This is a genomic window from Sporosarcina sp. GTC18466 (assembly GCF_055389225.1).
Genome location: NZ_AP044037.1, coordinates 746,496 through 758,354, shown reverse-complemented (window position 1 = coordinate 758,354; position 11,859 = coordinate 746,496). Strand labels below are relative to the sequence as shown.

The 11,859-nt window shown below is 52.2% G+C and carries 16 protein-coding genes and 1 other annotated feature; all 16 genes read left to right on the top strand.

Annotated elements, in window-relative coordinates; translation table 11 throughout:
* The 16 genes from ACZ5FK_RS03850 to ACZ5FK_RS03775 all read left to right on the top strand — a co-directional run bounded on the left by ACZ5FK_RS03850 (position 1) and on the right by ACZ5FK_RS03775 (position 11,846).
* Entirely contained in the window at positions 1–666 is a 666-nt protein-coding gene (locus tag ACZ5FK_RS03850; RefSeq protein WP_464806592.1) for a hypothetical protein, read from the top strand.
* 110 nt (positions 667–776) lie between these two features.
* Positions 777–1,364: a Maf family protein gene (locus ACZ5FK_RS03845; RefSeq protein WP_464807355.1), complete on the top strand. Its 588-nt coding sequence runs from the start codon at positions 777–779 to the stop codon at positions 1,362–1,364.
* A gap of 28 nt (positions 1,365–1,392) precedes the next feature.
* Positions 1,393–2,064, top strand: a complete 672-nt coding sequence (radC, locus tag ACZ5FK_RS03840; RefSeq protein WP_464807354.1) for a RadC family protein — start codon at positions 1,393–1,395, stop codon at positions 2,062–2,064.
* An 89-nt stretch (positions 2,065–2,153) separates the two neighbouring features.
* Complete coding sequence (locus tag ACZ5FK_RS03835; RefSeq protein WP_464806591.1) at positions 2,154–3,170, top strand: rod shape-determining protein; 1,017 nt, start codon at positions 2,154–2,156, stop codon at positions 3,168–3,170.
* Positions 3,171–3,188: 18 nt separating this feature from the next.
* Positions 3,189–4,100 (top strand): rod shape-determining protein MreC, encoded by a 912-nt coding sequence (gene mreC, locus ACZ5FK_RS03830; RefSeq protein WP_464806590.1) that lies wholly within the window; start codon positions 3,189–3,191, stop codon positions 4,098–4,100.
* The gene (gene mreD / locus ACZ5FK_RS03825; RefSeq protein WP_464806589.1) at positions 4,097–4,618 is read left to right on the top strand and encodes a rod shape-determining protein MreD; all 522 of its coding nucleotides are present in this window, start codon (positions 4,097–4,099) and stop codon (positions 4,616–4,618) included. Before mreC ends, mreD begins: the two co-directional genes overlap by 4 nt.
* 22 nt (positions 4,619–4,640) lie before the next feature.
* Entirely contained in the window at positions 4,641–5,315 is a 675-nt protein-coding gene (gene minC, locus ACZ5FK_RS03820) for a septum site-determining protein MinC (protein ID WP_464806588.1), read from the top strand.
* Position 5,316: 1 nt separating this feature from the next.
* On the top strand, positions 5,317–6,114 hold the full coding sequence (gene minD, locus ACZ5FK_RS03815) for a septum site-determining protein MinD (RefSeq protein ID WP_464806587.1): 798 nt from the start codon (positions 5,317–5,319) through the stop codon (positions 6,112–6,114).
* Positions 6,115–7,187: 1,073 nt separating this feature from the next.
* Entirely contained in the window at positions 7,188–7,745 is a 558-nt protein-coding gene (locus ACZ5FK_RS03810; RefSeq protein WP_464806586.1) for a hypothetical protein, read from the top strand.
* The gene (locus ACZ5FK_RS03805; RefSeq protein ID WP_464806585.1) at positions 7,735–8,349 is read left to right on the top strand and encodes a metalloprotease; all 615 of its coding nucleotides are present in this window, start codon (positions 7,735–7,737) and stop codon (positions 8,347–8,349) included. Before ACZ5FK_RS03810 ends, ACZ5FK_RS03805 begins: the two co-directional genes overlap by 11 nt.
* Positions 8,350–8,388: 39 nt before the next feature.
* Positions 8,389–8,463, top strand: a sequence feature (ribosomal protein L21 leader region).
* 13 nt (positions 8,464–8,476) lie between these two features.
* Positions 8,477–8,785 carry a 50S ribosomal protein L21 gene (gene rplU, locus ACZ5FK_RS03800; RefSeq protein ID WP_464806584.1) on the top strand — a complete coding sequence of 103 codons (309 nt, stop codon included), beginning with the start codon at positions 8,477–8,479 and terminating at the stop codon, positions 8,783–8,785.
* 6 nt (positions 8,786–8,791) lie between these two features.
* The gene (locus ACZ5FK_RS03795) at positions 8,792–9,118 is read left to right on the top strand and encodes a ribosomal-processing cysteine protease Prp (protein WP_464806583.1); all 327 of its coding nucleotides are present in this window, start codon (positions 8,792–8,794) and stop codon (positions 9,116–9,118) included.
* A gap of 13 nt (positions 9,119–9,131) precedes the next feature.
* Positions 9,132–9,422: a 50S ribosomal protein L27 gene (gene rpmA / locus ACZ5FK_RS03790; protein ID WP_464806582.1), complete on the top strand. Its 291-nt coding sequence runs from the start codon at positions 9,132–9,134 to the stop codon at positions 9,420–9,422.
* A gap of 124 nt (positions 9,423–9,546) precedes the next feature.
* On the top strand, positions 9,547–10,065 hold the full coding sequence (locus tag ACZ5FK_RS03785) for a Spo0B domain-containing protein (RefSeq protein WP_464806581.1): 519 nt from the start codon (positions 9,547–9,549) through the stop codon (positions 10,063–10,065).
* A gap of 12 nt (positions 10,066–10,077) precedes the next feature.
* On the top strand, positions 10,078–11,367 hold the full coding sequence (gene obgE, locus ACZ5FK_RS03780) for a GTPase ObgE (RefSeq protein WP_464806580.1): 1,290 nt from the start codon (positions 10,078–10,080) through the stop codon (positions 11,365–11,367).
* Positions 11,368–11,390: 23 nt separating this feature from the next.
* Positions 11,391–11,846 carry an ACT domain-containing protein gene (locus ACZ5FK_RS03775; RefSeq protein ID WP_464806579.1) on the top strand — a complete coding sequence of 152 codons (456 nt, stop codon included), beginning with the start codon at positions 11,391–11,393 and terminating at the stop codon, positions 11,844–11,846.
* Positions 11,847–11,859 lie beyond the last annotated feature (13 nt).

Here is an 11,859-nt window from a genome sequence, read left to right as displayed (position 1 = left end):
ATGAATTTTAAGAAGCGTTATTCGAGAATAACCGTACTCATGGCGGTTCTGCATGGCGTCATTATAGGGGTCGCTGCAGTCGCTGTTGTCGGATTTGTCCTAACGATGGCGGGCAAGGGAAAGGACAAGGAGACCGCGGGCGAGGAAGTCGCGGCGCAAGGTCCGCCTCCTGTCGAAGCAAAAGCGGATGGGAGCGGTGGAGGCGGAGGGACCGGTGAAACGCTGACGCTTTACGCCAAGCAGCATGGCGTCTTTTCCTCAGCGGAATCGGCGTCCGGTTTCATCGCCCAAGACCCGGCGCTTGCGAAGGCGGCGGTCATCCAGGCCGGCAGCCAGTATTATGTCTGGAGTGCGATTGGCCTGAAAGAGTCGGAAATCGATGCGGACGCAGCGCAGGATACGTTCCGCAAGCCGTTCAAAGTGGCGGCGGGCGCTTGTAATGCACCTGGCTCTGGAAAACTGGCCGAGCTGCTGAAGGAGACGGACGCGGGTAAAATTAAAGATTTGGCGACTGGCGGAAAAGCCGCCGCAGGAGATACAAAAGCGGCCGAGTTCGCGCGCAACATCGCTGCTGTCATGGCGTTTACCAATGATCTGCAGCTGATCCGCCTGCATCTGTTATCATATTATTCACACGAGGATGACTGTGCGATAATCTCATTTTAAATGCGGAAACCATATTAAATCGGCGTTATCGCGTTTTCATGACAATTTTCATTCCTTCCCTTCTGGCGTATGATGTGGGGAAGGAGGTCATGCATATGTTTTTTGAATCAATTTTTCCATTCATCTTAGCGTCATCTTCACCAAGGAGGAAGGAACTGCTCGAGACGCTCGGCTTTGAATTCAGCATCCTGCCAAGTGATATTGACGAGGACATCGGGCTGCCGGGAGATGACTTTGGGGCATTCGCAGAAAAGCTGGCACGCGCGAAAGCGGAGGCGGTCGCAAGCGGCAGAGAAGATTCTGTTGTGATCGGGGCAGATACGATTGTCGTGAAGGACGGCCGTATTTTCCATAAGCCGAAAGATGCCCAGAAGGCGATTGATACCCTTTCCCATTTCTCAGGCGCGTCACATTCCGTCTATACGGGGGTTGCGGTCATCCACGAAGGGAAAACAGACTCGTTTGCCGTAGAAACCAAAGTGTTCTTCCGAAAGCCTGATGACGAATTGATCAAGGCCTACGTCGCTACCGGAGATCCGATGGACAAGGCAGGGGCATACGGCATCCAGACAGCTGGCGCGCTGCTTGTCGATAAAATTGAAGGCGATTACTACAATGTCGTCGGCCTGCCTGTTGCGGAGCTCGCTTCCCGCCTTCGCAAGCTCGGTCTCATCACCTTGAAAGCGGGTGAGGCTTGAATTGACGGTTACAACGAAGCCGCAGATGATGATCCGGGATGTCCATCAAGCGGACAGGCCTCGTGAGCGGCTCATCCGCCAGGGGGCGGGCAGCCTGTCGAACCAGGAACTGATTGCCATACTGCTGCGGACGGGGACGAAAGAGGAGTCTGTCTTGATGCTGGCGAACCGTATCCTGAAATCGTTCGATAAGATCCAGGACCTGAAGGACGCGACAATCGAGGAGATGACATCCGTCAAAGGGGTCGGACAAGCGAAAGCGGTCCAAGTGCTGGCAGCTGTCGAAATCGGCAAGCGGCTCTATCGCCAGCATTCCGAAGGCAGATATGCGATCCGCTCACCGGAAGACGCCGCCGCGTACTTGATGACGGATATGTCCTCTTTGGCCCAGGAGCATTTCGTCGCACTCTTTCTGAACGTGAAAAACGAAGTCCTGCATAAACAGACGGTATTTATTGGGAGCCTGAATTCGTCGATCGTCCATCCTCGGGAGATTTTCCGCGAGGCGGTGAAACGGTCTGCGGCGTCCATCATTTGTGCGCATAATCATCCGTCCGGCAACCCTTCGCCGTCTCCTGAGGACATCGAAGTGACGCGCCGGTTGGTCGAAGCGGGATCCATCATCGGCATCGAAGTGCTCGACCATGTCATCATTGGTGACCATCGTTTCATCAGCCTAAAAGAGAAAGGGTATATGTGACACTGTGATTTTGATCTGCTATCCGTTATAATGTGAGTTATGATTTCAACAAGACCTAGCTAACGGTCGTGCAGAAAGGAAGAACGTATGTGTTTGGAATAGGATCAAGAGATGTCGGGATCGACCTCGGCACAGCTAATACATTGGTATTCATCAAAGGGAAAGGGATCGTGCTCAGGGAACCGTCCGTTGTAGCGAAGAATACGGTGACGAATGATATCGTCGCGGTCGGAAGTGCAGCGAAGAACATGATCGGCCGTACGCCGGGCAGCATCATCGCAACTCGTCCGATGAAAGACGGCGTCATCGCGGATTTTGAGACGACAACTGCAATGATCGAACATTACATGAAAGAAGCGACAAAAGCGGCGGGCAGCGCGTGGAAGAAGCCGAATGTCATGATTTGCGTACCATATGGCATCACATCCGTCGAACAGCGTGCAGTCATCGATGCGGCGCGACAGGCGGGAGCGAAAGACGCGTTCACGATCGAAGAGCCGTTTGCTGCTGCGATCGGTGCAAATCTGCCAGTTTGGGAACCTACGGGCAGCATGGTCGTCGATATAGGTGGTGGTACGACAGAAGTCGCAGTCATCTCCCTCGGCGGCATCGTGACGAGCGAATCGATCCGCGTCGGCGGGGACTCGATGGATGGCGCAATCATCAGTTACATACGCAAGACATACAACCTGACGATCGGTGAACGGACAGCCGAAGCGATCAAGATTGAAATCGGCTCCGCACGTGTTTCGAACAAGGCGGAGAAGATGGAAATCCGTGGCCGTGACTTATTGACAGGTCTTCCGAAGACACTTGAAGTGAATTCGGATGAAATCGTCGAAGCGCTCCGCGAATCGATCGCTCAGATCATCGAAGGCGTCAAGAAGACTCTCGAAGCGACTCCGCCGGAACTGTCCGCGGACGTCATGGAGCGGGGAATCGTCCTTACTGGGGGCGGCGCACTGCTCGCAAACCTCGACAAAGTCATCTCCGACGAGACGAATATGCCTGTATTCATTGCGGAAGATCCGCTTGATTGCGTAGCGATCGGGACAGGCAAGGCGCTCGACAACATCGACGTCATCAAGAAGATGCAAGCTAGGTAATAGGGGAGGATAGTTGCAATGCCGCGCTTTTTTTCGAATAAACGATTGATATTACTGCTTGTGGGCGTCATCGTGCTTGTGGCATTGATTTCATTCTCCTTGAAGGATCGGCAGCATGCCAACATCCCTGAACAGATCGTGAAAGATGTCGTCGGCTTCGGACAGTCACTGTTTTCGAAGCCGGCGCATTCCATTACAGGGATGATCGACAGAGTTGACGGGATACTCAATACATATGAAGAGAACAAACAACTGAAATCTAGATTGCAAGAATACGCGGCGAACAAATCGCAGCTCACTGACCTCCAGGCGGAGAATAAGAGGCTCCGGAACGAACTTGGCAAGGTGGATGACCTCAGAAGTTACAACCCGATCCATGCGACCGTCATCTCGCGGAATCCCGATCAATGGGAAGAGAAGATCATTGTCGATAAAGGGTCGACGAGTGGTGTCGAACTCAATATGGCGGTTATGACGGCGGACGGCCTGATCGGGAAAGTGGTCCTTGTAACAAAAACGACGTCGACGGTCGAACTGCTGTCGACAGAGAACCGGAATTTCCGGGTGGCTGCTGTCATTCCTGGCGATACATCGATCTTCGGACTGATTGAAGGCTATGACACGGAGCGCCGCGAATTGATCATGAAACGGATCGATTCGAGCTTTGATGTGAAGGAAGGAACAAAGGTGCAGTCATCAGGACTCGGCGGCATATTCCCGAAAGGCCTTTATATCGGCGAAGTGACGGAAGTGTCGACGGATGATTATGGACTGACGAAACTGGCATACATCCGGCCAGCTGCGGATTTCTCTCTGCTTGACCATGTCATGATTGCAAAACGGAACTCGGTTATGGACAAGACTGGGACGGATTCATCCAATCCGGCAAATTCAGCTGACGAAGAGGAAGAGGGGGAGGATGAATCATGAAACGGTTCATCATCCCTCTCATTGCACTTATTTTATTTTTCCTCGAGCCTGTATTCAGCCTCTTCTCGCCGATTGAGGTCAAAGGGCTTGAATATGTGCTAGTTCCGCGTTTTGTCATCGTGTATCTTATTTTCACAGCTGTTTATTACAACCGGAAACGGGCAATCGTGATCGGTTTCGTACTTGGTCTCTTGTATGATATGTATCATATTGATATTATTGGAGTATATACGTTTTTATATCCGCTGGTCTGCTATCTCGGTGCGCTGCTCATACGCCAGATCCATCGCCATATCGCCACCGTGATGTTTTTATCTGTAGTTCTGATTATTATTCTGGAATTGCTATCGTATTTCTTTGCCAGTCTCATAGCTTTGACATCAATTGGGCTGGAGGAGTTCATCGCCAGAAGGCTCGTACCGACGACAATCGCAAACAGCGTCTATATCGGAATGTTCGGGTGGCTGTTTAAAAATGTGATGACCCGAATCGGACTTGAAGAACAGGCCGGATCATAACAACAAACTGTGGGGGACGGAAATGACTACGAAACAACAGTATGTAACGATAAAAGGGACAAAAGACGGCCTTGTCCTCCGGCTTGACGATAAATGCGCATATTCGGAAATGATCGAGGAGCTCAGACGTAAAGTGAGCGAGAACAATTTGGATGGTGTGGCGGAAGTGAAATTGCACACGGGGAACCGGTATTGTTCGGACGAGGAATTGAAGGAGATCATGGCCATCGTCCAGGAATCTCCACATCTCCGCGTTTCTAAAGTACAGAGTGACGTCATCTCGGTCGATGAATGCAACCGGAGGATTGTCGAAAGGCAGTCGGAGACGTACATAGGAATCGTCCGCTCGGGACAAGTGATCGAAGCGGAAGGCGACCTCGTCGTGATCGGCGATGTGAATCCGAACGGCAAAGTGCTCGCTGCAGGCAGCATCTATGTGCTGGGCCGGCTGAAAGGCATGGCGCATGCCGGCGCGAACGGTAATAAGGACGCGGTCATCGCGGCCTCGTGGCTTGAAGCGACGCATCTCATCATTGCCGATCAGATGGAAACGATGACTGACGAACTGACAATCCTTTCGGAACAGCCTGAAATGGAATGTGCCTATCTCCATTCGAACGGCTTCATCGCGATCGACCGTTTGCAGGAACTGCGGATCATAAGGCCTAATCTGTCGACTTTCAAAGGAGGAAGCTGATGTGGGGGAAGCAATAGTTATAACATCTGGTAAAGGCGGTGTCGGGAAGACGACAACATCTGCGAACCTTGGCACCGCTCTGGCCCTGCAAGGCAAAAAAGTGTGCCTCGTGGATACGGATATCGGCCTACGGAACCTGGATGTCATCCTCGGTCTCGAAAACCGCATCATCTATGATCTCGTCGATGTCATCAAAGGCCGCTGTAAAATACACCAGGCGCTCGTGAAGGACAAGCGGTTTGAAGACGGCCTCTATTTATTGCCGGCCGCCCAGACAACCGATAAGAACGCCATCTCGCCTGAAGAAATGAAGCAGCTGGTCACGGAACTGAAACGGGAATACGATTATATTCTGATCGACTGCCCGGCAGGAATCGAACAGGGCTATAAAAATGCGGTCGCAGGCGCGGACCGTGCGATCGTCGTCACGACGCCTGAAATCTCAGCCGTCCGCGACGCCGACCGGATCATCGGGCTGCTCGAAGCGGAAGATATCGAGCCGCCGAAACTGATCATCAACCGCATCAAGAGCCAGCTTGTAAGCAAAGGCGACGCTTTAGATGTAAATGAAATCACGACCCATCTGTCTATCGACCTGCTCGGCATCGTGCTGGACGACGAAAACGTCATCGCCTCCTCCAACAAAGGGGAGCCTGTCGTCATGGATCCGTCCAACCCGGCCGCGATCGGCTACCGCAACATCGCGAGGCGCATCCTCGGCGAATCGGTGCCGCTCATGTCGCTCGATACAGGAAGACCCGGCTTTTTCGGCAAACTGAAATCGCTATTTGCAAAATGATGATCTTCCGGCACCTGCCGGAAGGTTTTTTATATGGATTGCAAGTTTGTCAGTGGGCAAGTAAGCAATAATGGCTTGATAGGAAGCAATCAGCGGCAGTACGAAGCAGCCACCTGCCCGAAGCAAGCAACCAGCCTGCCGTGCGAAGCAATTAGCTGCCCGAAGCAAGCAACCCGTCTTCCAAACGAAGCAATTAGTCGGGGTGGGCATACGGCTGCCTGGGCGAACGGCGCAAAGAATGCTGAAAAGCAGCCGTCTAACTTCGAAATCTCCTCATCATGCGAGGATTATAGATAGATTGTCAACTTGGTAAGGAGCAAGTAAGCAATATAGGCCTCATAGGAAGCAACCGCCCGCAGTACGAAGCAATCACCTGCTCGAAGTAAGCAACCAGCCTGACGAACGAAGCAATCACACATCAATTCGGTGCAACACCGGCCCAAAACGAAGCAATCAGCCGCGGCCAGCATACGGCTCCCTAGGAGAACGGCGCCAGGAATGCTGAAAAGCAGCCGTTTAATTCGGAATCTCATCGTCACACGAGGATTCTAGATAGATTGCCAACTTGGCCGTGTGCAAGTAAGCAATAACGGCCTGATAGGAAGCAATCATCCGCAGTACGAAGCAATCACCTGCCCAAAGCAAGCAACCAGCCTGCCGATCGAGGCAATAACACATCAATTCGGCGCAACACCGGCCCGAAACGAAGCAATCATCCGCGGTGGGCATACGGCTCCCTGGGAGAACGGCGCCAGGAATGCCGAAAAGCAGTTGTCTAACTTCGAAATCTCATCGTCACGCGAGGATTATAGATAGATTGCCAGCCTGGCAGTGGAAAAGTAAGCAACACCGGCCCAAAACGAAGCAATCAGCCGCCATCAGCACTGGGGTGCATAGACGAACTGCACAAAGAAAATACCGAACCTCCTAAGATCCGTACGCCGCAAAGCGGCTGCAAACAGCTGCATAAACCTCACAGCCTCCCACTCTGCCGCCTTCGAAACTTCCTCTGGATCCGCCTATACTAATCTGCCTGTCCGCGTCATATACTGGGGCAAAAGGTGGTGCGGCGGATGAAATGGAAAACAAAATGGATGGCGGCTATCGTGCTCTCGATCGGAGTTATCGGCGTCGCGAAGCTCGAAGAGGCCGGGATTGTGCGGAAGCCGGTGACGCAATATGTGACGACCGGAAAAGATTTTATTGTGATGAAAAAGTGGGTTGCTTCGTGGATTGATAAAGATGAGGGGAATGCTATCACAGTTGCGGCTGACCCAGCGTTCGTCACGCCGTTTGCGTCATATGAATCGATGCAGCCGTATGAGAACGGCGTCATCGTCTCCTATACAAATCCGATGACAATCGAGGCGCGCGGGAACGGACTTGTTGTGTTTACAGGGTTTACCCGGCAGTCGGGGCGGACGATGACGGTTCTGTATGATGACGGTGATGAAGTGACGTACGGGTTTGTCGGGCCGATCGCGAAGCTGCCGTATACGTCTGTGAAAAAAGGGGACAGCCTTGCAGTCATGCAAGAAGAGACGATGTATCTGCAAGTGAAGAGGGAAGGCGTCTTGCTTGATGCCGCCATGCTGGCGACGTATTTTTCAGGTGGAACAAGTGCAGATTAGGCTCCATCCTATTTTGCTGCCATTCTTTCTATTCCTGGCCTTCACAGGCGGCCTATCCATGTATGTGCTTGTTTTTGTCTCGCTTCTCGTTCATGAGGCGGGGCATTTGTTTGCGGCGAAGCTGACGGGGATGCGCGTGCGTTCGTGCACGATTTTGCCGTACGGCGGTGAACTGTTCATCAGCGGACGCCATCTCCATTCGAAGTGGGAAAGGCTGGCTGTTGCGCTGGGAGGCCCTTTCATGACGGGTATCCTTTATATCACGGCTCTGCTGCTGGCCTTCCCGGGATCTGAGGAACTGGTGAGGATCCAAGCGGCCATCCTCCTGATCAATATGCTGCCGATCTTGCCGCTTGACGGCGGACAGGCCCTTTGCGCGCTGCTGGAAACGGCTGAAAAGAGACATGCCATCAAGTCTCTTTTTTTAGTTGGTTCGATTGCCGCCTTGCTTGCCATGACGATATTCCTGCTGAGCGGACTGCCGCAGACGGCGCTTTTCCTCTGCCTGGCCCTGTTTCTGCTCTTTCAGAACATCGGCTCCTACCGATACCGGAAATATGAATATGCATATGAGCGTCTTACAGAAAAACAGTTGACTCCTTGACGGATGCATGGTAGTATTTTAATGTTATTGATTGTAGCACCCGTGCTACAACCGCACTGATAAGGTACAAGCATCCAGAGAGGATCACCTTGGAGGGCGAGTCTGAGTCTATAGAGGAGGTGCAAGTATGTACGCAATTATTGAAACTGGCGGTAAGCAAATCAAGGTTGAGCAAGGCCAAGAGGTATACATCGAGAAATTGGTCGGTGACGCTGAAGAAACAGTGACATTCGACAAAGTTCTTTTCGTAGGTGGCGATAACGTGAAAGTTGGTGCTCCATTCGTGGAAGGCGCGACTGTCACTGGTAAAATCGTGAAACAAGGCCGCGGCAAGAAGATCACTGTCTTCAAATACAAGCCGAAAAAGAACTACCACAAAAAGCAAGGTCATCGTCAGCCTTACACGAAAGTTGTCATCGAAGGCATCAACGCGTAAGACGCCATGATCAACATCATCATTCGTGAAACGATGCCAGGCCGGATTGCATCTTTTGAGATGGAGGGCCACGCGGATTTTGCGGAGTATGGGAAAGATCTTGTTTGTGCGGGCGCATCTGCGGTCTCTTTCGGAGCCGTCAATGCGATCATCGCACTCACTGGCATCACTCCCCATATCGAGCAAGGATCCGGCGGAGGCTATCTGCGGGTCGACATACCGGAAACGGATAAGGACTCCGACATCCAGCTGATCCTAAGGGCGATGGTTGTTTCATTACAAACGATTGAGCAAGATTACGGGAACCATATACAGATTACGTTTGAGCAGTAAGGAGGTGGATTTCATGCTACGTTTGGATCTTCAGTTTTTCGCATCGAAAAAAGGAGTAGGTTCTACAAAGAACGGTCGTGACTCCGAATCGAAACGTCTTGGCGCTAAGCGTGCCGATGGACAATTCGTATCTGGCGGATCAATCTTGTACCGTCAACGCGGAACAAAAATTCACCCAGGTGAAAACGTTGGCCGCGGCGGTGACGATACACTATTCGCGAAAGTCGATGGCGTCGTTCGTTTTGAGCGTTTTGGCCGCGACAAGAAAAAAGTGAGCGTATACCCTGAAGCTCAGGAAGCTTAATGTACACGCAAACGGGACTGCATCTTACATGCAGTCCCGTTTTTTAATTGCTGAAAGCGGATGATGCATTTAAGACGGTTCTAGTGATATACTCAAACATATGACCAGATGGGCGGTGACCGTTGTGTCTGAGAACTTGACAGTCGTCGGTGCGCTGAAATACGCCCGGCATGATTTTTTGAATGAACTCCAATTGGTCCTCATGCATCTGGACCTTGGTAATACGAGCAGGGCCAAACAAGTAATCCAAGACGCGACAGAACGGTACAAGCAAGCGTCGATGCTTGAAAATCTTCGCATGCCCGAAGCCGAGACATGGCTGCAGACCGTTGAATGGCGCCATTCCGTATTCACAAAGCGTCTTGCATGCTCGCTTGTCCCGCGAAACAGGAAAGCTGACAGCGGACAGGTGGCCGCTTTTCTGGAAGATGCCGTCAAGCAGCTGATCGGTGAACTGGATCCTTATGAAGAGTATGAAATGAATATTGCCGTCACGGACGATGGAGAGGGCTGGCAAATCCGTTTGCAGCTTCCTGCCCTGCCAGGTGAAAAGAAGGTATTAATCCCGGCACCCACGCCCGGCTTTGAAGCCGCGGAGTCAATCGAGGATGGCTGCTGGGTACTCACAGTCCGCGGACGATAGGAGGAAGAAAATATGTTTGTCGATCACGTGAAAGTATATGTAAAAGGCGGCGACGGCGGCGACGGTATGGTTGCGTTCCGCCGCGAAAAATATGTGGCGTACGGAGGCCCTGCCGGCGGAGACGGAGGCAGAGGCGGCAATGTCGTGTTCATCGTGGATGAAGGCTTGCGTACATTGATGGACTTCAGATATCAGCGGCATTTCAAGGCGCCGCGCGGAGAGCATGGCATGAGCAAGAATAAGCATGGCCGTGGCGGTGAGGATCTTGTTGTAAAAGTTCCGCCGGGCACGGTCGTCAAGGACGCGGAGACTGATCAAATCATTGCGGATCTCGTCGAGGATGGCCAAACGGCTGTCATCGCGCGAGGAGGACGCGGAGGACGCGGCAACTCGCGGTTTGCTACGCCTCAGAATTCAGCTCCGGAACTTTCGGAGAAAGGCGAGCCGGGTGTTGAGCGCGAAGTGATCCTGGAGCTTAAAGTGCTTGCGGACGCAGGACTTGTCGGATTCCCGAGCGTCGGCAAGTCAACGCTGCTTTCTGTCGTTTCCGCAGCGAAGCCGAAGATTGCCGATTATCATTTCACGACGCTTGTTCCGAATCTTGGCATGGTCGAGACGGAGGATGGGCGTACATTTGTCCTTGCAGATCTTCCCGGCTTGATCGAAGGGGCGCATGAAGGGGTCGGTCTCGGCCATCAGTTCCTCCGCCATATCGAAAGGACACGCGTCATCATCCATGTCATCGACATGTCTGCAATGGAAGGCCGTGATCCGTATGAGGATTATCAGACGATCAACGAGGAGCTGGAGCAATACAATCTGCGTCTTACAGAGCGTCCTCAATTGATTGTCGCAAATAAGATGGATATGCCCGATTCGGAAGAGAACTTGCGGGTGTTCAAGGAGAAACTCGGCGACGAAACGATTCCTGTGTTTCCGATCTCTGCTATTACACGGCAAGGATTGGACGGGCTGTTATTCAAAGTGGCTGACCTTCTTGAGACGACACCTGAATTTCCGCTTCATGAGATTGCTGAAGAGGAAGAGCATTCCGTCTTGTACAAGCATGAGGCCGAGACGCCTGACTTTGAAATCAGCCGTGCTGATGATGGCGCCTATGTGCTTTCAGGCTATACGATCGAGCGGCTGTTCCGCATGACGGACTTCAATTTCGATCAATCCGTCCGCAAATTCGCACGCCAGATGCGCGGCATGGGCGTCGATGATGCGCTGCGTGAACGAGGAGCCGAGAACGGCGATATCGTCCGGATCCTCGATTTCGAATTTGAATTCATTGAATAGGGCTTGTCAAGGGGGTCATGATGATGAAGCCGTTTGGCGAAGGAAGATTTTATCTCGTCCGGGAAGACGTGCTGACAGAGTCGATGCAGAAGATGCTGGAGGCGAAACGTCTTCTTGCGTCGGGTGAAGAAAAGACCATTCAGGACGCAACAAGGCGGGTCGGCCTGTCGAGGAGCGCTTTTTACAAATATAAAGATACCGTCTTTCCGTTTGAGTCGATCGCCCGCGAACGGGTGCTTACTATCTTTATCCAGCTGGAAGACGTAAAAGGCTCACTCGCAACGATCATGCGGATCATCTCAGAAGCAAAGTGCAATGTGCTCACCATCCATCAGACGATTCCCATCCAAGGCCGTGCCAATATCACGCTTTCTCTTGACGTCACCGAAATGCCGATCAAGATGGACGAATTCATGCACGCGTTAAACGCGCCTGTATTCGTGGAATCGGTCCATCTTGTCAGCTCTGGCGCTTTGTAGAAAAGGGAGGGGA

Coding starts and splice junctions, on each gene's coding strand:
- rplU (WP_464806584.1), top strand. CDS start 8,477: ATGTACGCAATTATTGAAACTGGCGGTAAGCAAATCAAGGTTGAGCAA.
- ACZ5FK_RS03795 (WP_464806583.1), top strand. CDS start 8,792: ATGATCAACATCATCATTCGTGAAACGATGCCAGGCCGGATTGCATCT.
- ACZ5FK_RS03775 (WP_464806579.1), top strand. CDS start 11,391: ATGAAGCCGTTTGGCGAAGGAAGATTTTATCTCGTCCGGGAAGACGTG.
- ACZ5FK_RS03850 (WP_464806592.1), top strand. CDS start 1: ATGAATTTTAAGAAGCGTTATTCGAGAATAACCGTACTCATGGCGGTT.
- mreC (WP_464806590.1), top strand. CDS start 3,189: ATGCCGCGCTTTTTTTCGAATAAACGATTGATATTACTGCTTGTGGGC.
- obgE (WP_464806580.1), top strand. CDS start 10,078: ATGTTTGTCGATCACGTGAAAGTATATGTAAAAGGCGGCGACGGCGGC.
- rpmA (WP_464806582.1), top strand. CDS start 9,132: ATGCTACGTTTGGATCTTCAGTTTTTCGCATCGAAAAAAGGAGTAGGT.
- mreD (WP_464806589.1), top strand. CDS start 4,097: ATGAAACGGTTCATCATCCCTCTCATTGCACTTATTTTATTTTTCCTC.
- minC (WP_464806588.1), top strand. CDS start 4,641: ATGACTACGAAACAACAGTATGTAACGATAAAAGGGACAAAAGACGGC.
- ACZ5FK_RS03810 (WP_464806586.1), top strand. CDS start 7,188: ATGAAATGGAAAACAAAATGGATGGCGGCTATCGTGCTCTCGATCGGA.
- radC (WP_464807354.1), top strand. CDS start 1,393: ATGATCCGGGATGTCCATCAAGCGGACAGGCCTCGTGAGCGGCTCATC.